General features: G+C 72.2%; 19 protein-coding genes. 9 read left to right on the top strand and 10 right to left on the bottom strand.

Going from position 1 to position 16,874, the window contains the following annotated elements; genetic code table 11:
• The first annotated feature begins 218 nt into the window (after nucleotides 1-218).
• The 3 genes from ACTWJ8_RS00785 (at nucleotide 219) to ACTWJ8_RS00775 (ending at nucleotide 2,449) form a co-directional block, all read left to right on the top strand.
• On the top strand, nucleotides 219-1,022 hold the full coding sequence (locus tag ACTWJ8_RS00785) for a putative protein N(5)-glutamine methyltransferase (RefSeq protein WP_443262362.1): 804 nt from the start codon (nucleotides 219-221) through the stop codon (nucleotides 1,020-1,022).
• A 75-nt stretch (nucleotides 1,023-1,097) separates the two neighbouring features.
• Nucleotides 1,098-1,469: a hypothetical protein gene (locus ACTWJ8_RS00780; protein WP_443262361.1), complete on the top strand. Its 372-nt coding sequence runs from the start codon at nucleotides 1,098-1,100 to the stop codon at nucleotides 1,467-1,469.
• A gap of 110 nt (nucleotides 1,470-1,579) precedes the next feature.
• Nucleotides 1,580-2,449, top strand: coding sequence for a PhzF family phenazine biosynthesis protein (locus tag ACTWJ8_RS00775; RefSeq protein WP_443262360.1), 870 nt, complete (start codon nucleotides 1,580-1,582; stop codon nucleotides 2,447-2,449).
• Between the two features lie 17 nt (nucleotides 2,450-2,466).
• On the opposite strand, the gene ACTWJ8_RS00770 is transcribed toward ACTWJ8_RS00775, so the two are convergent.
• The 3 genes from ACTWJ8_RS00770 to ACTWJ8_RS00760 are packed head-to-tail and all read right to left on the bottom strand — an operon-like array spanning nucleotide 2,467 to nucleotide 4,239.
• Entirely contained in the window at nucleotides 2,467-3,135 is a 669-nt protein-coding gene (locus ACTWJ8_RS00770; protein ID WP_443262359.1) for a DUF4230 domain-containing protein, read from the bottom strand.
• 58 nt (nucleotides 3,136-3,193) lie between these two features.
• Nucleotides 3,194-3,622, bottom strand: a complete 429-nt coding sequence (locus ACTWJ8_RS00765) for a protein-tyrosine phosphatase family protein (protein WP_443262358.1) — start codon at nucleotides 3,620-3,622, stop codon at nucleotides 3,194-3,196.
• Nucleotides 3,619-4,239 (bottom strand): TetR/AcrR family transcriptional regulator, encoded by a 621-nt coding sequence (locus ACTWJ8_RS00760; protein ID WP_443262357.1) that lies wholly within the window; start codon nucleotides 4,237-4,239, stop codon nucleotides 3,619-3,621. Before ACTWJ8_RS00760 ends, ACTWJ8_RS00765 begins: the two co-directional genes overlap by 4 nt.
• 126 nt (nucleotides 4,240-4,365) lie before the next feature.
• Between ACTWJ8_RS00760 and ACTWJ8_RS00755 the strand changes: the two genes are divergently transcribed.
• On the top strand, nucleotides 4,366-5,325 hold the full coding sequence (locus ACTWJ8_RS00755; protein WP_443262356.1) for a DMT family transporter: 960 nt from the start codon (nucleotides 4,366-4,368) through the stop codon (nucleotides 5,323-5,325).
• Here the strand turns inward: ACTWJ8_RS00755 and ACTWJ8_RS00750 are convergent.
• Both ACTWJ8_RS00750 and ACTWJ8_RS00745 read right to left on the bottom strand, forming a co-directional pair.
• Complete coding sequence (locus tag ACTWJ8_RS00750; protein WP_356382326.1) at nucleotides 5,239-6,387, bottom strand: dihydrofolate reductase family protein; 1,149 nt, start codon at nucleotides 6,385-6,387, stop codon at nucleotides 5,239-5,241. The two genes, ACTWJ8_RS00755 and ACTWJ8_RS00750, sit on opposite strands and share 87 nt — an antisense overlap.
• 37 nt (nucleotides 6,388-6,424) lie before the next feature.
• A complete protein-coding gene (locus tag ACTWJ8_RS00745) occupies nucleotides 6,425-7,396 on the bottom strand; it encodes a glutathione S-transferase family protein (RefSeq protein WP_443262355.1) in 972 nt (323 codons plus the stop codon).
• 170 nt (nucleotides 7,397-7,566) lie between these two features.
• Between ACTWJ8_RS00745 and ACTWJ8_RS00740 the strand changes: the two genes are divergently transcribed.
• The 3 genes from ACTWJ8_RS00740 (at nucleotide 7,567) to ACTWJ8_RS00730 (ending at nucleotide 8,824) form a co-directional block, all read left to right on the top strand.
• Nucleotides 7,567-8,103, top strand: coding sequence for an SRPBCC family protein (locus ACTWJ8_RS00740; protein ID WP_443262354.1), 537 nt, complete (start codon nucleotides 7,567-7,569; stop codon nucleotides 8,101-8,103).
• Nucleotides 8,104-8,195: 92 nt separating this feature from the next.
• Nucleotides 8,196-8,432 carry a hypothetical protein gene (locus ACTWJ8_RS00735; protein WP_356382335.1) on the top strand — a complete coding sequence of 79 codons (237 nt, stop codon included), beginning with the start codon at nucleotides 8,196-8,198 and terminating at the stop codon, nucleotides 8,430-8,432.
• 47 nt (nucleotides 8,433-8,479) lie between these two features.
• The gene (locus ACTWJ8_RS00730; protein WP_356382337.1) at nucleotides 8,480-8,824 is read left to right on the top strand and encodes a VOC family protein; all 345 of its coding nucleotides are present in this window, start codon (nucleotides 8,480-8,482) and stop codon (nucleotides 8,822-8,824) included.
• A gap of 91 nt (nucleotides 8,825-8,915) precedes the next feature.
• On the opposite strand, the gene ACTWJ8_RS00725 is transcribed toward ACTWJ8_RS00730, so the two are convergent.
• The 3 genes from ACTWJ8_RS00725 to ACTWJ8_RS00715 form a co-directional block, all read right to left on the bottom strand.
• Nucleotides 8,916-9,305 carry a VOC family protein gene (locus ACTWJ8_RS00725; RefSeq protein WP_356382340.1) on the bottom strand — a complete coding sequence of 130 codons (390 nt, stop codon included), beginning with the start codon at nucleotides 9,303-9,305 and terminating at the stop codon, nucleotides 8,916-8,918.
• A gap of 189 nt (nucleotides 9,306-9,494) precedes the next feature.
• Nucleotides 9,495-11,336, bottom strand: coding sequence for an asparagine synthase (glutamine-hydrolyzing) (asnB, locus tag ACTWJ8_RS00720; RefSeq protein WP_443262353.1), 1,842 nt, complete (start codon nucleotides 11,334-11,336; stop codon nucleotides 9,495-9,497).
• A gap of 232 nt (nucleotides 11,337-11,568) precedes the next feature.
• Nucleotides 11,569-12,759, bottom strand: a complete 1,191-nt coding sequence (locus ACTWJ8_RS00715; RefSeq protein ID WP_443262352.1) for a TIGR03364 family FAD-dependent oxidoreductase — start codon at nucleotides 12,757-12,759, stop codon at nucleotides 11,569-11,571.
• A gap of 128 nt (nucleotides 12,760-12,887) precedes the next feature.
• Here ACTWJ8_RS00715 and ACTWJ8_RS00710 point away from each other — a divergent pair, with 128 nt between their 5' ends.
• Nucleotides 12,888-13,676 (top strand): GntR family transcriptional regulator, encoded by a 789-nt coding sequence (locus ACTWJ8_RS00710; protein WP_356382349.1) that lies wholly within the window; start codon nucleotides 12,888-12,890, stop codon nucleotides 13,674-13,676.
• Nucleotides 13,673-14,362, top strand: coding sequence for a phosphonatase-like hydrolase (locus ACTWJ8_RS00705; RefSeq protein ID WP_443262351.1), 690 nt, complete (start codon nucleotides 13,673-13,675; stop codon nucleotides 14,360-14,362). The genes ACTWJ8_RS00710 and ACTWJ8_RS00705 overlap by 4 nt, the downstream gene beginning before the upstream one ends.
• Nucleotides 14,363-14,374: 12 nt before the next feature.
• Here the strand turns inward: ACTWJ8_RS00705 and pgm are convergent, their stop codons facing one another.
• Both pgm and ACTWJ8_RS00695 read right to left on the bottom strand, forming a co-directional pair.
• Nucleotides 14,375-16,000 carry a phosphoglucomutase (alpha-D-glucose-1,6-bisphosphate-dependent) gene (gene pgm / locus ACTWJ8_RS00700; protein WP_356382355.1) on the bottom strand — a complete coding sequence of 542 codons (1,626 nt, stop codon included), beginning with the start codon at nucleotides 15,998-16,000 and terminating at the stop codon, nucleotides 14,375-14,377.
• An 84-nt stretch (nucleotides 16,001-16,084) separates the two neighbouring features.
• The gene (locus tag ACTWJ8_RS00695; RefSeq protein ID WP_356382358.1) at nucleotides 16,085-16,828 is read right to left on the bottom strand and encodes a Clp protease N-terminal domain-containing protein; all 744 of its coding nucleotides are present in this window, start codon (nucleotides 16,826-16,828) and stop codon (nucleotides 16,085-16,087) included.
• Between the last annotated feature and the right edge of the window lie 46 nt (nucleotides 16,829-16,874).

Genomic DNA, 16,874 nt, shown 5'->3' with positions numbered 1-16,874 from the left:
GAAACAGCTGCTGGCGGCAATCGGACGCGGTGTTCGGTGGGGTAGTGTGGCCGGGCCGCAGCCACCGCGAGGGACCGAGGAGGTGAGTCCGATCAGCGTCGTGTCAGATCGGGAGCTCCCTTCTCCCGCCGTACGCCCCGTCCGCCCGCACTGAGCGCGGCCACGGCCGTCCGGTGCACCGGGAGCCCCCACGGCATCCCGAGAGGCCACCTCCCTTCATGTCGCTCTCCCCGCCACCCGGCTCCTCCCTCCCGCCCGACACCGATGCCGTCGTCGCCGCCCTGCGCGCCGCCGGCTGTGTCTTCGCCGAGGACGAGGCGGCCGTCCTGCTGTCCACCGCCCACGACTCCGCCCACCTGACGGACATGGTCGAGCGCCGCGCGAGCGGCCTTCCGCTGGAGCACGTCGTCGGCTGGGCCGAGTTCTGCGGACTGCGCATCGCCGTCGACCCCGGCGTCTTCGTGCCGCGCCGCCGCACCGAGTTCCTCGCCCGCCAGGCCCTCACCCACACGCCGCCCGGAGCCGTCGTCGTCGACCTGTGCTGCGGCACCGGCGCCGTCGCCGCCGTCCTCGCCGTCCGCCGCCCCGCCCGGCTGCACGCGGCCGACCTCGACCCGGCGGCCGTCGGCTGCGCCCGCCGCAACCTCGCCCCGCTCGGCGGCGACGTCCACGAGGGCGACCTGTACGCACCGCTGCCCGCCGACCTGAAGGGCCGCGTCGACACCCTGGTCGCGAACGGCCCCTACGTCCCCACCGGCGACGTACCGCTGCTGCCGCCCGAGGCCCGCGACCACGAGCGGCGCATCGCGCTCGACGGCGGCCGCGACGGGCTCGACGTGCTGCGCCGCGTCGCGGACGAGGCCCCCGACTGGCTCGCGCCCGGCGGCCGGCTCTACGTCGAGACGAGCGAGCGGCAGGCGGACGCGGCGCGGGAGGCGGTGCGCGCGGCGGGCCTGCACGCGCGCGTGGTCGCGGACGACGAGCTGTACGCCACCGTCGTGGTCGGCACCCGCGTCTCCTGACACCCGGGGTTTCACCCGCCGCACCACCGGTACCCGGACGCACCCGCACCGGCGACGCAGAGGGAGAAGCCCACCATGACCGACACGCCTCCCGTCCACGGCTACGCCCCCACCGCGGTGGGCGTGGCCCTCAGCGACTGCACGGCGCGGGACGCCGAGACGGTCCTGCGCGTGCTGTGCACCGCCTTCCGGTCCGACCGCAGGCCCACCGAGCACCCCGATGAGGACGCCACGGTCTGGCTCACCACGCTGGACGTCTCGTCGCTGCCCGCCCCTTGCGTGACCAGGCCCCTGTCCGGCCCGGTCACCGCGGACATCCAGGGCGGCCACGAGGCCCTCGACCGGGTGCGGGCGGCGCTCACCAAGGCGTTCACCGTCAGCGAGGCGACCGCGGCCCACGGCGACCAGGAGGAGGAGCTGCACCTGCGCCTGACGACCCACCACTGAGCCGGGAATTCGCGGCGGCACGGCGGGCGTTGGCTCCGAGGACCGCGCACCGGACCTCGGAGCCCGCATCGCACACGGGCTCCCACCGCCTTCGTGAAAGGCTCTGCCCCATGACGAACACCGCGCCCGCCCAGGCCCCCGACGTGCTGCACTACACCGCGTTCTCCACCAGCCCGGACGGCGGGAACGGCGCGGGGGTCGTCCTCGACGCCCGCGCCCTCGACGACGCGGACATGGTCCGGATCGCGGCCGACCTCGGCTACTCCGAGTCCGCCTTCCTCACGCCGGGCCCCGACCGCGACGACGAACGCGCCTTCACGCTGCGGTACTTCAGCCCCAAGGCGGAGGTCGACTTCTGCGGCCACGCCACCGTCGCCGCCGCTGTGGCGCTCGGCGAGCGGTTCGGGGCGGGCGACTACGCCTTCCACACGGCCGCGGGGCTCGTCCCGGTCGCCGTGCGCGACGAGGACGGCGTCCTCAAGGCCACGCTCACCAGCGTCGAACCCCGTCTGCACGAGGCGGCCCCCGACGACGTGGACGAGGCGCTCGCCGCCCTGGGCTGGAAGCACGACGAACTGGACGCGGGCCTTCCGCCCCGGATCTCCTACGCGGGCGTGCGCCACCTGGTCCTCGCGGCGGCGACCCGCGAGCGACTCGCCGATCTGGACTACGACTTCGACGCCCTGCTCGCCCTCATGCGCAGGCTCGACCTGACGACCGTGCAGCTGGTGTGGCGCGAGGACGCCACCACGTTCCACGTGCGCGACCCGTTCCCGGTCGGCGGCGTCGTGGAGGACGCCGCCACGGGAGCGGCCGCGGCGGCGTTCGGCGCGTACGCCCGCGCGCTCGGCCTCGTGCCCGACGCGGCCCGTCTGACGCTCCACCAGGGGCACGACATGGGGCGTCCGTCCCTCCTGGAGGTGGAGCTGCGGGAGGGCGACCCGCGCGTGCGGGTGACGGGCGCGGCGGTCCGCCTCTAGGGGCCCCGCGTGGTCCCTCAGGTCCCGTAGGAGACCTTCACGTCCTTGAAGCCCAGGGAGTGCAGCAGCCCGCGCAGCATGTCGGTGGTGTTGCGCTCGGCCCGCCCCTTCAGGCCGCTGTCCTGGGCGGCCTCGCCGATGTGCCGGGCGGCGAGTTGGCGCACCGCCCGCTCGTCGCCGGGGTTGTCGGCGAACAGGTCGCCGAGCCGGTCGAGGAGCCCGCGCTGCTTCGCCACGGCGTAGGAGCGGTCCGTGTCGAGCGTCGGCTCGGCGAGCCGGGCGTGCGGCAGCCGCAGCGTCGCCGCCGTCCGGTCGCCGTTGACCCGGACGTCGCCGGAGTCGACCTTGCCGAGGTCGACATAGGCGTTGACCGTGCCCGCCCCGATGTAGAGCGTGCGGGTGCCCTGGATGGCGTCCGGCAGGTACTTGGAGTCCTTGTCCAGGTCGACCACCACCTGGAAGTTCCCAGCCGCCGCGTCGTACCGGCTCAGGTCCCGCACGGACTCGAGCAGCGCCGGCCCCGAGCGGTCGTGCGTCTCCGTGCCGAACACGTCGGGCAGCCGGTGCAGCAGGCTCAGGCCCGTGAACACGAGGGCCGCCACCACGGCGAGCGCGACGAGCGCCTTCGTCCAGCGGGGGAGCCGGGCGGCCCGAGCCCACCGGGGCAGCGAGGTCCTGGACGTCATGGGGAGACCTCCTTCCCATGACTACCGGTTGCCACCAGGAGCGTTGATCACGCCTCCGTCAGGGGCGCGCGAACTTCCGGACGTACCGCTTCTGCCACGGCGTCTCAACCGCCCCGCGCGCGTAGTGCTCCCGTACGTAGCCGACGGCCTCCCGCGCGGGCACGCCGTCCAGTACCGCTAGACACGCGAGTGCCGTCCCGGTACGCCCGCGGCCTCCCGCGCACGCCAGTTCCACCCGCTCGCCCGCGCAGCGCCGCCAGACGTCGGTGAGCACGGCACGCGCGCGTGCGTGGTCGGCGGGCAGCCGGAAGTCGGGCCAGCGCAACCATGTCGACTCCCAGTTCACGGGCGGCGGTTCGGCTCCCAGGAGGTAGACGCCGTACGTCGGTGTGGGCCCCACGGGCAGCGGACCGCGCAGGCCCCGGCCGCGTACGAGCCGCCCGGAAGGGAGTCGCAGCACACCCGGCGCTCCGGGCTCCCACGTCATCGCGCGTCCTTCGCCGCCGACAGCAGGAACGCCGCCATCCGGCGCGCACGCCCGAACGCGTCGGGGAACACGTCGAGCCCGTCCGAGACCAGCGCCCCCTCGTGCAGCAGCATCAGCGAACGGCCCAACTCCCGCGCCGCGTCCGGCGCCACGTCCCGCGCCAGCCGCGTGAACAGGTCGAGCATCCACTGCTTCTGGCCGGTGATCACCGCGTACGCGGGGTGCGCGGGGTCGCTGATCTCGGCGTGCGCGTTGACCATGCTGCACCCCTTGCCGCTGTTGGCGCGCATCCACTCCTCGGAGGCGTCGAAGACGGCCAGCACCCGGTCGACGGGGGAGAGTTCGGCGTTCTCGTGGTGCGCGGCGAGATAGGCGCGCCAGCGGGCGTCGCGGGTCGCCAGGTAGTCCACGACGATCTGCTCCTTCGAACCGAAGCGGTCGTAGAGCGTCTTCTTCGTGACGCCCGCCTCCGCCGCGATCAGATCCACGCCGACCGCGTGGATGCCGCGCTCGTAGAAGAGCCGCGAGGCGGTCTCCAGGACCCTTCGCGCGGCCGGCGTGAGGTCGGCCCTGTCGGGGTCGACGGTCGGCGGAGCGGCATTCGTCGTCGTACGCATGCCTCCAGGGTATACCGATCTGTATAGTGGAGCGAGTAGACAGATCTGTATAGCTCTTGCCGGTGTCGACCAGGCACGAGGGCTCTCCTGCCGTTGCACCCGATCTCGCGAGGTGGTGTCCCCGCCATGAACGTCCTTCTGTCCGTCGGATTCGTCCTGACCTGGAGCTCCGGCTTCATCGGAGCCAAGCTCGGCGCCGGTGAGGCGAGCGCCGTCACCACGCTGATGTGGCGGTTCCTGCCGCTGGCGCTCGCCCTGGGAGCCGTCGCCGTGGTCCGTGGACGCGAGCGGTGGCGGGGGCTCGGAGCGCGCGCCGTCGGCCGACAGGTCGTCATCGGCGCCCTCTCGCAGAGCGGCTACCTGCTGACCGTCTACTACGCCATCCAGCTCGGCGTCTCCAGCGGCACCACCGCCCTCATCGACGGCACCCAGCCGCTGGTCGCGGGCGCCCTCGCGGGACCGCTGCTGCGGCAGTACGTCACCGCCCGACAGTGGCTCGGACTGAGCCTCGGCGTGGCCGGCGTCGCCGTCGTCACCACGGCCGACGCCGGGGCCGTCGGAGGCGTGCCCTGGTGGGCGTACGGCGTCCCCTTCCTCGGGATGCTGTCGCTGGTCGCGGCCACCTTCGTGGAGAGCCGCTCGGACACCCGCGTCGAGCCACTGGTCGCGCTGACCGTGCACTGCGCCACCAGCGCCGTCGTCTTCACCGGGCTCGCCGTGGCGTTCGGCGCGGCGGCGCCGCCCGCGTCGACGGACTTCTGGCTGGCCGTCGCCTGGCTGGTCGGCCTGTCGACCTTCGGCGGCTACGGCCTCTACTGGATCGTGCTGCGCCGCCGCGGCCTCACCCAGGTCAACACGCTGATGTTCCTGATGGCGCCGGTGACCGCCGTGTGGGGCGCCCTCATGTTCGGCGAACCCTTCGGCGTCCGCACCGCCCTGGGGCTCGTCCTCGGACTCGCCGCCGTCGTGGTCGTACGCCTCGGCACGCGCGCGTACCCGCTACGGAGCCGCCGTGAGGAGATGCCGGTTGGGGAGCATCGCGGCGTCCGCGAGCTCGGGCACCTCCACCACGACGACGCCCGCTGAGGCCAGCACCCCGATCCCGTCCGCGCCCGGCACGAACGTGTCCGGCTCCCGCCACGCCGTCACCACCCGGCGCACGCCCGCCTCCACGATGAGCCGCGCGCACGGCTTGGGCCGCGAGGCGCGGTGGGCGCACGGCTCCAGGCTGCTGTAGACCGTCGCCCCGGCGAGCCGCGGATCGTCGCCAGCCAGCTTGCCGAGCGCCGCCTCCTCGGCGTGCACCACCGGATCGTCACCCTCCCGGGACCAGCCGCGCGCCAGCTCCGTACCGTCCTCCGCGACGATCACGGCGCCCACGCTGAACGCGGTCCGCGACGGCGGGCACTCCGCGGCGAGTTCGCAGGCGAGCCGCAGCCAGTGCCGGTCCGCCGCGGTGGCCGCATCGCCGCTGCCGGGCACGGTCGGCGCGTACCGGGTCACGATCACGTCCCCGACCCGCTCCGTGCCGAGCACCCGCATCCGGCTGCGCGGGCCCCCGGGGTACGAGCCGGGCCCGAAGAGCCGCGGCGCCCCCGGCTCGCCGACCACCAACGGGGCGATCGCGAGCCGCAGTTCGTCCGCGAGTCCCAGTTGCAGCAGCTGCGTGTGCACCCGCGCGCCACCCTCCACGAGCAGTCGCAGGACTCCGCGCGCGCCCAGGTCGTCGAGGAGCGCCGCCCAGTCGAGGTGCGCGCCGAGCGCCACGACCTGCGCCGCGCCACCCACGCGCGTGCGCGCGAGCGAGGCGCCCGACTCCGTCGTGTAGACGAGCCGTTCGCCGCCCGTCGTCCAGAACGGGTCGCCCGGATCCAGGTCGCCCGACGCTGTGACCGCGACCTTCAGCGGGTACGCGGGCCGCCCGTCGTCCACCCGCTTGGCGCGCCGCTGCGGTGAGTTGACGAGCAGCCGGGGCCGGTCGGCGCGCAGCGTGCCGGCCCCGACGAGGATCGCGTCGCTCGCCGCCCGCACCGCGTCCACCCGGTCGAAGTCCTCCGCCCCGGACAGCAGCAGCCGCTCAGGCCCCGTGTCGTCGAGGCATCCGTCGAGCGACACGGCGGCGGACAACAACACGTGGGGGCGGGACATGGCGACTCCGAGACCGGGCGGGACGTACGAGGCGACCCTATCGAGCGGCGGGCGGGGTGCCGTCCCCGAACGGCCGTCCGCCGAGCTTCTCCCGCCCGTGCGGCTCCAGCCAGCCGGACGGATCGGGGCCCAGCGGCACGATCCCCGTGGGGTTGATGCCGGTGTGCACCTGGTAGTAGTGCCGCTTGATGTGGTCGAAGTCGACCGTGTCCCCGAAGCCCGGCGTCTGGTACAGGTCCCGCGCGTACGCCCACAGGACAGGGTCCTCGGCCAGCTTGTTCCGGTTGCACTTGAAGTGGCCGTGGTAGACGGCGTCGAAGCGGACCAGCGTCGTGAAGAGCCGGACGTCCGCCTCCGTGATCGTGTCGCCGACCAGATAGCGCTGCCCCGCCAGTCGCTCGGCCACGGTGTCGAGGCGCGCGAACACGTCGTGGTACGCCTCCTCGTACACGCCCTGCTCGTTGGCGAACCCGGCCCGGTACACGCCGTTGTTGACGTCGCGGTAGACGCCCTCCATCACCTCGTCGATCTCGTCGCGCAGCGGCTCCGGGTACAGATCGGGCGCGCCGGGCCGGTGCAGCGCCGTCCACTCGGTCTCCAGGTCGAGCGTCAATTGCTGGAAGTCGTTCGTGACGAGCTTGCCCGACGGGACGTCGACGATCGCGGGCACGCTCACCCCGCCCGGGTACCCGGTCTCCCGCGCGTCGTACGCCTCGCTCAGATACCGGATGCCGAGCACCGGGTCGCGGCCGTCCGGGTCGAGCGTGAAGCGCCAACTGCGGTCGTCCTGGATCGGGTCGGCGACGGCGAGCGACAGGGCGTCCTCCAGGCCGAGCAGCCGGCGCACCACCAGGGCGCGGCTCGCCCAGGGGCAGGCCTTGCTGACGACGAGCCGGTAGCGGCCCGCCTCCACAGGCCAGCCGTCGCGTCCATCAGCCGTGATCCGGTCGGTGAAGTGACTGCGGGACCGCTTGAAGGCCTTCTTGCCGTACGAGGCGTTGCCGGGCACGAGGATCTCCCTTCCGGGGGCGGACAACTCCGTGCGCCCCGAGCCTGCCCGAGGAACGGCCCGCGCACCACCGCGGCGGAGGCGACTGTCAGTGCGCGGTGAGAGGGTCGGAGTGGGCAGTACCCCTCAGCACCTCCTGAGTACCTCCGAACCGCAAGGAAGGCGCAGGCATGGCGACCACCACCGGCAGCTACCTCACCCTGGACGACGGCCGTCCCGGCGTCCGGTTCACCCGTACGTACGACCGGCCGATCGAGCGTGTGTGGCGGTACGTCACGGACCCCGCCGACCTCGCGCACTGGTTCCCCTCCAAGTTCGAGACGGGCGAGCTCGCACCGGGTGCGCAGATCCGCTTCTTCGACGACCCGAACATGCCGGAGTCGGTCGGCACGGTCGTCGCGGCCGAACCCCCGCGGCACTTCTCCTTCACCTGGGGCGGCGACGAGCTGCAGTACGACCTGGAGGAGCGCGGCGACGGCGGCACCCATCTGACGCTCACGAACGTGCTGGAGAGCGCGGACGCGGCGGCGCGCAACGCGGCGGGCTGGGAGGTCTGCCTGCAGGCCCTCGACGCGGCGGACCGCGGCGAGCCCCTGACGGAGGAACAGACAGGGGCGACGCCGCAGTGGAAGGAGCTCTACGAGGCGTACACGGCGTCGGGCTTCCCCTCCGGCGCCCCCGTGCCCGGCATGGACGAGGAGGCCTGAGCCCTTCGACGACTGTGTGCCCTCCGGCCACCGTGTGCGGACGGTCACCGTACGAATAGCGGTATCCCACGAACGGGCGCAAAATCGGACGCATGTCCTTTATGTCCGCGAGTGTGACGTGGCTCGGACTCGGCTTCACGGTCGGTACCGCGGGACTGGTGACCTACGGTCTGGCGGCGCTCCCGTGCGGGGCCTCGGTCCGGCAGGAGGAGGCCGAGGCGGTCTGCCGCCCGGCCATGCGGACGGCGCTGGTGCTCGGTGCGCTCGGCATCGCGGCACTCGTCGTCGGAACGGTGTTCCTGTTCCTCGAACTGACCGACTTCGGCTGAGGGGGCCCACAGGTGGCCGTACTGAATGAGGGAGAGGGAAGTACGACATGACCAGTGGTCAGCACACGATCATCACCCCCGTCCGCGATCTCGCGGCCGCCAAGGCCGTCTACACGAAGCTGCTCGGCGTGGAGCCGTCCGCCGACGAGGCCTACTACGTGGGCTACGACGTGGCGGGGCAGCACTTCGGGCTCAACCCGGCAGGACACCAGCAGGGCATGACGGGTCCGGTCGGCTATTGGACGGTCGACGACATCCAGGGGATGGTCGCCTCCCTCGTCGAGTCGGGCGCGGAGGTCGTCCAGGACGTCACCGAGGTCGGCCCCGGCCGCCGCATCGCGTCGCTCAAGGACGCGGACGGCAATGTGTTCGGGCTGCTCCAGGACGGCTGACCGCCTGGTCGGACGGTCGGCGGGCAGGGGAGTGGGGCCGGGCCGAAGCGGCCGCGGCCCCACTCGGGCGCTGTCCTACCGGATCACCGGCCTACTGGTCACCGCTCCCGTAGGGGCGGGTGATCACTTCCATCCCGTGGTTCGCGGGGTCCATGAAGTACACGCCACGACCTCCGTCGTTGTGGTTGATCTCGCCCGGCTGCTTGCCGTGCGGATCGGCGTAGTACGTGAGCCCCGCGTCCTTGATCCGGGCGAAGATCCCGTCGAACTCCTCCTCGGTGACGAGGAACGCGTAGTGCTGCGTGACGATCGACTCCGCGGGGATGGTCGCGAAGTCGAGGGTCACGCCGTTGCTGAGTTCGAGCGGGACGAACGGTCCCCAGGTGTCGCCCGCCTCGAGTCCGAGGATGTGCGCGAGGAACTCCGCGGACTCTCGGTTGTCCCGGGCGTGGACGATGGTGTGATTGAGCTGAACTGCCATGGTGGATTGCCTCCAGAAGGCAACTCCGGCACCTCCATGCCTCACCCGGTCGGTGACCGGCACGCGATGCTGCCGGTGATCATATGCACAAGACGGCACCCGGGGCCAGACCGTTTTTCCGCCCCGACCTTCCTCCTCGCCATCCGCCTCGCCTGTCCGCCCCGCTCCCGAACTCGCGGGCTCCCGTGCTCAGTCGAGAGCGAGTTCCGGGTTGTAGAGGTCGAGCCAGAGCGCCAGGTCGAGCGTGCGCTCCAGGCCGCGCCGCGAGGCCTGCGTGATCTGCGGCGCGTCGTGGTGCGCGGCCTGCGCCACGCGCTCGCGGTCGAGCAGGTCGAAGACCCGGTGCGAGGGCCGGGACAGCAGATCTTTGGCGTGCTCCTGGAGCGCGACGGCGTACTTCGGGTCCTGCGTCGACGGGTACGGGCTCTTCACCCGGTCGTACACCGACTTCGGCAGCACGTCCGCCGTCGCCTCGCGCAGCAGCGACTTCTCCCGGCCGTCGAACGACTTCAGCGCCCACGGCGTGTTGTAGACGTACTCCACGAGCCGGTGGTCGCAGAAGGGCACCCGCACCTCCAGGCCGACCGCCATGCTGGCCCGGTCCTTGCGGTCGAGCAGCACCCGCACGAACCGGGTGAGGTGCAGATGGCAGATGCGGCGCATCCGGTACTCGAAGTCGCTCTCGCCGTCGAGCCGCTGGATGCCGGAGACGGCGCCGGCGTAGCTGTCGGCGACGTACCCGGCGATGTCGAGGCGCTTGCCGAGGTCGGGGCGGAGCACGTCCGCGTCGTCGCCGAAGTGCCGTCCGAACTGCGCCAGCCACGGGAACGTGTCGCCCTTGCGGGCCTCCTCGTCGAAGAAGTGCCGGTAGCCGCCGAACACCTCGTCGGCCGACTCGCCGGACAGAGCCACCGTCGAGTGCTCGCGGATCGCCTTGAACAGCAGATACAGCGAGGCGTCCATGTCGCCGAAGCCCGCCGGGATGTCCCGGGCGCGGATCACCTTGGCCCGCACCTCGGGATCGGCGAGCGCGTTCGAGTCGAGCACGATGTCCTGGTGGTCGGTCGCGGACGAGCGGGCCACGTCGTGCACGTACGGGGTGTCGGGTGTGCCCCGCAGCTCGTCGGCGACGAAGTTCTCGGCCTGGCCGAGGAAGTCCACCGCGAAGCTGCGCACCGTCTCGCCGCGCCCGCTCAGCTGCCGGGCGGCGATCGCGGTCATCGCCGAGGAGTCGAGGCCGCCGGACAGGAGCGTGCAGCGCGGCACGTCGGAGACGAGCTGGCGGCGCACGATGTCGTCGAGCAGCTCGCGCACATGGGCGATCGTGGTGTCGCGGTCGTCGGTGTGCGGCTTCGTCTCGAGGGTCCAGTACGCGCGCTTGCGCAGCCCGGACCGGTCGACGGTGACGACGGTGCCCGGCTCGACCTCGTGCATGCCGTCCCACACCGCGTGCCCCGGGGTCTTCACGAACGTGAACAGCTCGCGCAGTCCGTCGAGCGTGACGCGCGGCGTGGCGAGCGGGTTGGCGAGGATCGCCTTGGGCTCGGAGCCGAACAGCACGCCGTCCGGGGTCTCGTAGAAGTAGAAGGGCTTGATGCCCATCCGGTCGCGGATCATCAGCAGCTTGCCGGCACGGCCGTCCCAGACGGCGAACGCGTACATGCCGTTGAGGTGCTCGGGCAGCCGCTCGCCCCACTCCAGGTAGCCGCGGAGCACGACCTCGGTGTCGGAGTCGGTGGTGAACCGGTGTCCGCGGGCGGTCAGCTGCTCGCGCAGCTCGGTGTAGTTGTACGTCTCTCCGGAGTACACCAGGGCGACGTTGCCCTCCGGCGTCTCGACGGACATCGGCTGCCGGCCGCCCGGCAGGTCGATGATGGCGAGCCGGCGGTGACCGAGCGCCGCCGGGCCCTCGATCCAGGTGCCGCGGTCGTCGGGACCGCGGCACTCCATCGTCTGAGTCATCGCATCCAGAGTCTCGGCCGAGGCCCGCAGGTCACGGTCGAAGGAAACCCAGCCGGTGATGCCACACATGTGCTTCCTCCCGCAAACAAGATGTACGCAACAGCTATGTTTCGAGCGTGTGTCATCACTGCCGGGGCGGTCAATGTGCCCGTAACGCTGGGGAGATGCCGGACCGAGCGATTTCGGCCGCGTGGCGTTCACGAAGCGGAATGATTCCCTTCGCGAATCCCCGCCGACACGGCCTTCGTGAATCAGGTTGCCTTGGGCTACCAGTGTGATCCGGCCAACGGCAAAGACTTGATCAATCCTCGCGAGCGGCGCCCGTGACGGTCAACGTTCCGTCAAATGTGGCCGCCGCGAGCCCGAACGACAGCGTCATCCCGATCCCCGACGTCACCGACAGCGCCCGCACCCCGGGCGCCACGTCCCGTACGAGGAGGGGGCCGCGGGGGCTGCTGGCGTACACGCCCTGCCAGCGCTCGGTGACCCGCACCGAGGGCACGCCGAGGACCCGAGCGGCCTCGCGCAGCAGCAGCTCCGCCGTCGCCTCGTCCTGGAACGGGATCTCCGTCGCGTCGTACGCGTGCGAGTCGCCGACCAGGACCGTGCCGTCGGGCAACCGCGTGCACATCACGTTGGCGACGATGTCGAGGAGTTCGGGGCTGTGGCCCGTGACCTCGGCCCGCAGCCGGTCGGTCGAGGGCATCGCCGTGAACCCGTCGTAGCGCAGCATCGACGTCGCCGTCAGGACCGCCGCGTCCGTGCGGAAGGCGTCAGGCGCCGCGACCCGCGCCATCGACAGGCGGCAGCGCTCGATGCCGTGCGCCTCGGCCTCCGCCGGGTACAGCCGGTCCAGGTCGTGACCGACGCAGAGCAGGACCCGCTCGCCGTGCACCGGGCCCCGGCTGGTGTGCACCGTGCCGGACTCGACACCCACGACGTTCGTGCCCCAGGCGATCGTCACGCCCGGCTGCTCGGCCAGCCACGCGGCGAGCCTCGGCGCGGCCTCGCGCGGATTCACCCGCAGATCCGCGGGGAGCAGCGCCCCGCCCACCAGATCCTCGCGCCCGTCCACGGGTCGGCTGAGCGCGTCGGCCACCTCGTCGCGCGTGCGCAGCCGCACCGCGTCCGCGCCGCGCTCCTCCCGCAGCTCCTCCAGGACCGCGAGCTCGGTCGCCGACCTGGCCACCACGAGCGCGCCCGCCTCCGGCGCCCACAGATCCGCGGACTTGGCGGCGTCCAGCCACCCGGCGCGCGAACGCTGCGCCAGACCGAGGAGTTCTCCGCGCTGTGCCGTGACGCAGCAGTGCCCGAAGTTCCGCACGGACGCGCCCACCGGCCGCCGGTCCCGCTCGACCACGGTGACCGTGAGCCCGCGCCGCACCGCCTCGAAGGCGTGGGCGAGGCCGACGATGCCGGCGCCGACGACCACGAGGTCGCTGCGGCCGGAGGGGAGGACGGTGGCGGTGGCGGGCGCTGATGCGTTGTTCATGGCCCCAAGACTGCGGACCGCCGACCGGACCTTGCAAGTGTTGTCTATACAAGTTTTCTCGTTGTTTACCGGATGTGCGCTGGGTATGACCTTGCCCGGCAGGGCGCCGAACTGCGAGACTTCGAGTTGTGAAGACAAGTGGTGAGGACGGTCCGCTGCACCAGCGGCTCGGCGCCGAGTTCCGGCGGCGCATCGAAGCGGGGGAGTGGCCCGAGGGCGCCCCGGTGCCCAGCGAGGCCCAGCTCTGCGAGGAGTTCGGCACGTCGCGCGGCCCCGTGCGCCAGGCGCTCGCGCACCTGCGGGCCGACGGACACCTGGTCGGCGGGCGCGGCAGACCGCCCGTCGCACGCCGGGTCACACCGTCGCAGCCGTTCGCCACGCTCATGTCGTTCACGCAGTGGGCCGAGTCGATCGGGCGCGCCCCCGGCCAGCACACCGTCGAGGTGGCCAGGCGCCGCGCGTCCCCCGAGGCCGCCGCGCGCCTCGGCCTCGACGAGGGGGCGCGCGCCGTCGACCTCGTCCGCCTGCGCAGCCTCGACGGGGTGCCCGCCATGGTCGAGCGCTCCACGTTCGTCCTCGACGTCGGTGCCCACCTGTTCGCCTTCGACCCCGACGAGGGCTCCGTCTACGACGCGCTCACCTCGCGCGGGGTCGATCTGCACCGCGCCCGGCACACCATCGACGCCATCGGCGCGGACCCCCAGGACGCGGAACTCCTCGGCGTCGACCCCGGCCAACCCCTGCTCCGCGTACGGCGGTTGGCGTTCACCGGCGACGGCAGGCCCGTCGAGTACGCGGACGACCGCTATCTGCCGGCCATGGCCACGTTCACCATCGAGAACACCATGGGCGGCCGCACCGTCGCGGCCCGCGGCGGTGTCGCAGACCCCAGCACCACACGTGAGGAAGCACAGTGATCGAGCTCGCCGTCTTCGACATGGCCGGCACCACCATCGACGAGCACGGGGCGGTCTACGACGCGCTGCGGCACGCCGTCGAGACCACCGGCGTCGCCGTCGACCCGGTCGATCTCCAGACCTGGATGGGCACCGACAAGCGCGAGGCCATCGCCGCGCTCGTCCGCATCGGCGGCGGCGCCCCCGACGCCGACCTCGTGGAGCGGCAGTACGAGGTGTTCCGCGCCCATCTGCGCGAGAGCTACACGCGGCGGCCGCCGCAGCCCGTCGCCGAGGCCGACAAGGCCCTCGCCGCACTGCGGGCCCGCGGCATCAAGATCGCCCTCACCACCGGTTTCAGCGCGGACGTGGCGCTGCCCCTGCTCGACTCGCTCGGTTGGTCCACCGGAGAGGGCGGCAACCTCGACGCGGTCGTCACCTCCGACGAGGTGCCCCGCGGCCGCCCCGCGCCGTACATGATCCAGCGCGCCATGGAGAAGACCGGGACCGTCGACGTGCGGAAGGTCCTCGTCGCCGGGGACACGGTCGTCGACCTGGAGGCCGGGTTCAACGCGGGGGCGGCCGTGGTGGTGGGCGTGCTCACGGGCCAGCTGACCCGTGAGCAGCTCGAGGCCCACCCGCACAGCCATGTCCTCGACGCCGTGTCCGACCTCCCCGGCATCGCGGAGACCCAGGCCGACGCCTGAGCCGTCCGCACGTCAGCTCAGCGCCGCGTCCACGATCGCCTGCGCCTCGCTCTGCACCTGGGCGAGGTGGTCGGCGCCGCGGAACGACTCGGCGTAGATCTTGTAGACGTCCTCCGTGCCGCTGGGCCGGGCCGCGAACCACGCGTTCTCGGTGGTGACCTTGACGCCGCCGATGGCCGCGCCGTTGCCCGGCGCTTCGGAGAGCCGGGCCGTGATCGGCTCGCCCGCGAGGGTGTCGGCGGTGATGGCGTCACCGGTCAGCTTGGCCAGCCGTGCCTTCTGCTCCTTGGTCGCCTTGGCGTCGACGCGCGCGTACGCGGCGCCCGACGCGCCGTGCTCGGCGGCGAGTTCGGCGTAGTACGCGGACGGTGTCTTCCCGGTGACGGCGGTGATCTCGGCGGCGAGCAGCGCCAGCAGGATGCCGTCCTTGTCGGTGGTCCACACGCTGCCGTCGGTGCGGACGAAGCTGGCCCCGGCGCTCTCCTCGCCGCCGAACGCCACCGAGCCGTCGACCAGGCCCGGCACGAACCACTTGAACCCGACGGGCACCTCGACGAGTTCCCGGCCCAGCGAGGCGGCGATCCGGTCGATGACGGCGGACGACACGAGCGTCTTGCCGATGGCGGCCGACGCCGACCACTGGGGCCGGTGGCTGAACAGGTAGTGGATCGCCACGGCCAGATAGTGGTTCGGGTTCATCAGGCCCGCGTCGGGAGTGACGATGCCGTGCCGGTCGGCGTCCGCGTCGTTGCCGGTCAGCAGGTCGTAGTCGTGACGGCGGGCGAGGACGGATGCCATCGCGGGCGCCGACGACGGGTCCATCCGGATCTTCCCGTCCCAGTCGAGCGTCATGAACCGCCAGGTCGGGTCGGTCTCCGGGTTCACCACGGTCAGGTCAAGCCCGTACATCTCGGCGATCCGCGCCCAGTAGTGCACGCTCGCCCCGCCCAGCGGGTCGGCGCCGATCCGCACACCGGCTTCGCGGATGGCGTCGACGTCGACGATGTTGCGCAGGTCCTCGACGTAGCGCTCACGGAAGTCGTACGGCTCCCAGGCCGCGTCGTCGACCGTGCGCGGCGCCCAGGACGGGTCCTCGAGGAGCTCGTTGGCACGGTTCGCGATCCAGGACGTCGCCTGCGAGTCGGCGGGGCCGCCGTGCGGCGGGTTGTACTTGAAGCCGCCGTCGCGGGGCGGATTGTGGCTCGGCGTGATCACGATGCCGTCGGCGCGCTCGGCCGGCTCGTCCCGGTTCCAGCGCAGGATCGCGTGGCTGAGCGCGGGCGTCGGCACGAAGTCCTCGTGCGCGTCGGCCAGCACCCGCACGCCGTGCGCGGCGAGCACACCCAGGGCCGTCTTGAGCGCGGGCCGCGACAGGGCGTGCGTGTCCGGGCCGATGAACAGCGGGCCCGTGATGCCCTCGGCGGTGCGGTGCTCGACGATCGCCTGGGTGATCGCGGCGATGTGCTTCTCGTTGAAGGCTCCGTCGAGGCTGGAGCCGCGATGGCCACTCGTGCCGAAGACGACGCGCTGTTCGGGGCGCGTGACGTCGGGCTTCCGCGTGTAGTACGCGTCGATCAGCTCGTCGACGTCGACGAGATCGCCCGGCAGGGCGGGGGTTCCTGAACGCTCAGCAGTCATGGAAGCAGTCTCCCACCTGCGCCTATGAAGGAAAGTCCGCGGCACAGGCGGGAGACGGCTTCGGGTGACAGAGCGTGGCGGGGTTCAGTCCTCGCCGGACTCCTGCTGGTTCTTCACGATCTCCGAGAGGACCGCGAGGACCTGCGATTCGGCCTGGTCCTTGGAGATGCCCAGGTCGGTGAGGAGGCCCGAGCCGTTCTCGTGCTCCAGGAGCGCGAGCAGGATGTGCTCGGTGCCGACGTAGTTGTGGCCGAGGCGCAGCGCCTCACGGAACGTCAGCTCCAGGGCCTTCTTGGCGTCGGCGTCGAACGGCACCAGGGCCGGGATGTCGTCGGACTTCTCGGGGAGCCGCTCGGTGGCGGCCTGTCGCACGGTGTCCAGCAGGACGTTCTGCGCGACGATCGCCCGGGCCGCGAGGCCCTCCGGCTCGTGCAGCAGGCCGAGCACGAGGTGGGCGGGGGTGATGGCGGCGTTGCTCGCGGCGCGGGCCTCGCTCTGGGAGGCGACCACGACGTTGCGGGCGCGGTCCGTGTAGCGGTTGAAGCCCTGGCTGGGGTCGAGGTCGGATTCGGCGCCCTTGGGCACGAAGCGCTTCTGGGCGGCCTGCCGCGTGACGCCCATGCTCTTGCCGATGTCGGTCCAGGAGGCGCCGGAGCGGCGGGCCTGGTCGACGAAGTGGCCGATCAGATGGTCGGCGACGTCGCCGAGGTGGTCCGCCGCGAGGACGGCGTTCTGGAGCTGCTCGAGTGCGTCGGTGTTGGACTTCTTGATGGCGTCGATGAGGTCGTCGAGGCGTACGGAGGGCGTGCTGCCACCGGAGTTCGTCATGATGCAACCGTAGGTTGACAGTCGAGGAGTGTCAACCCGAAGTTGA

The organism is Streptomyces sp. SDT5-1, from assembly GCF_052245995.1.
Taxonomy (GTDB): Bacteria; Actinomycetota; Actinomycetes; order Streptomycetales; family Streptomycetaceae; genus Streptomyces.
The sequence above is the reverse complement of the archived record's forward strand: the minus strand, read 5'-3'. Positions and strand labels throughout refer to the sequence as shown.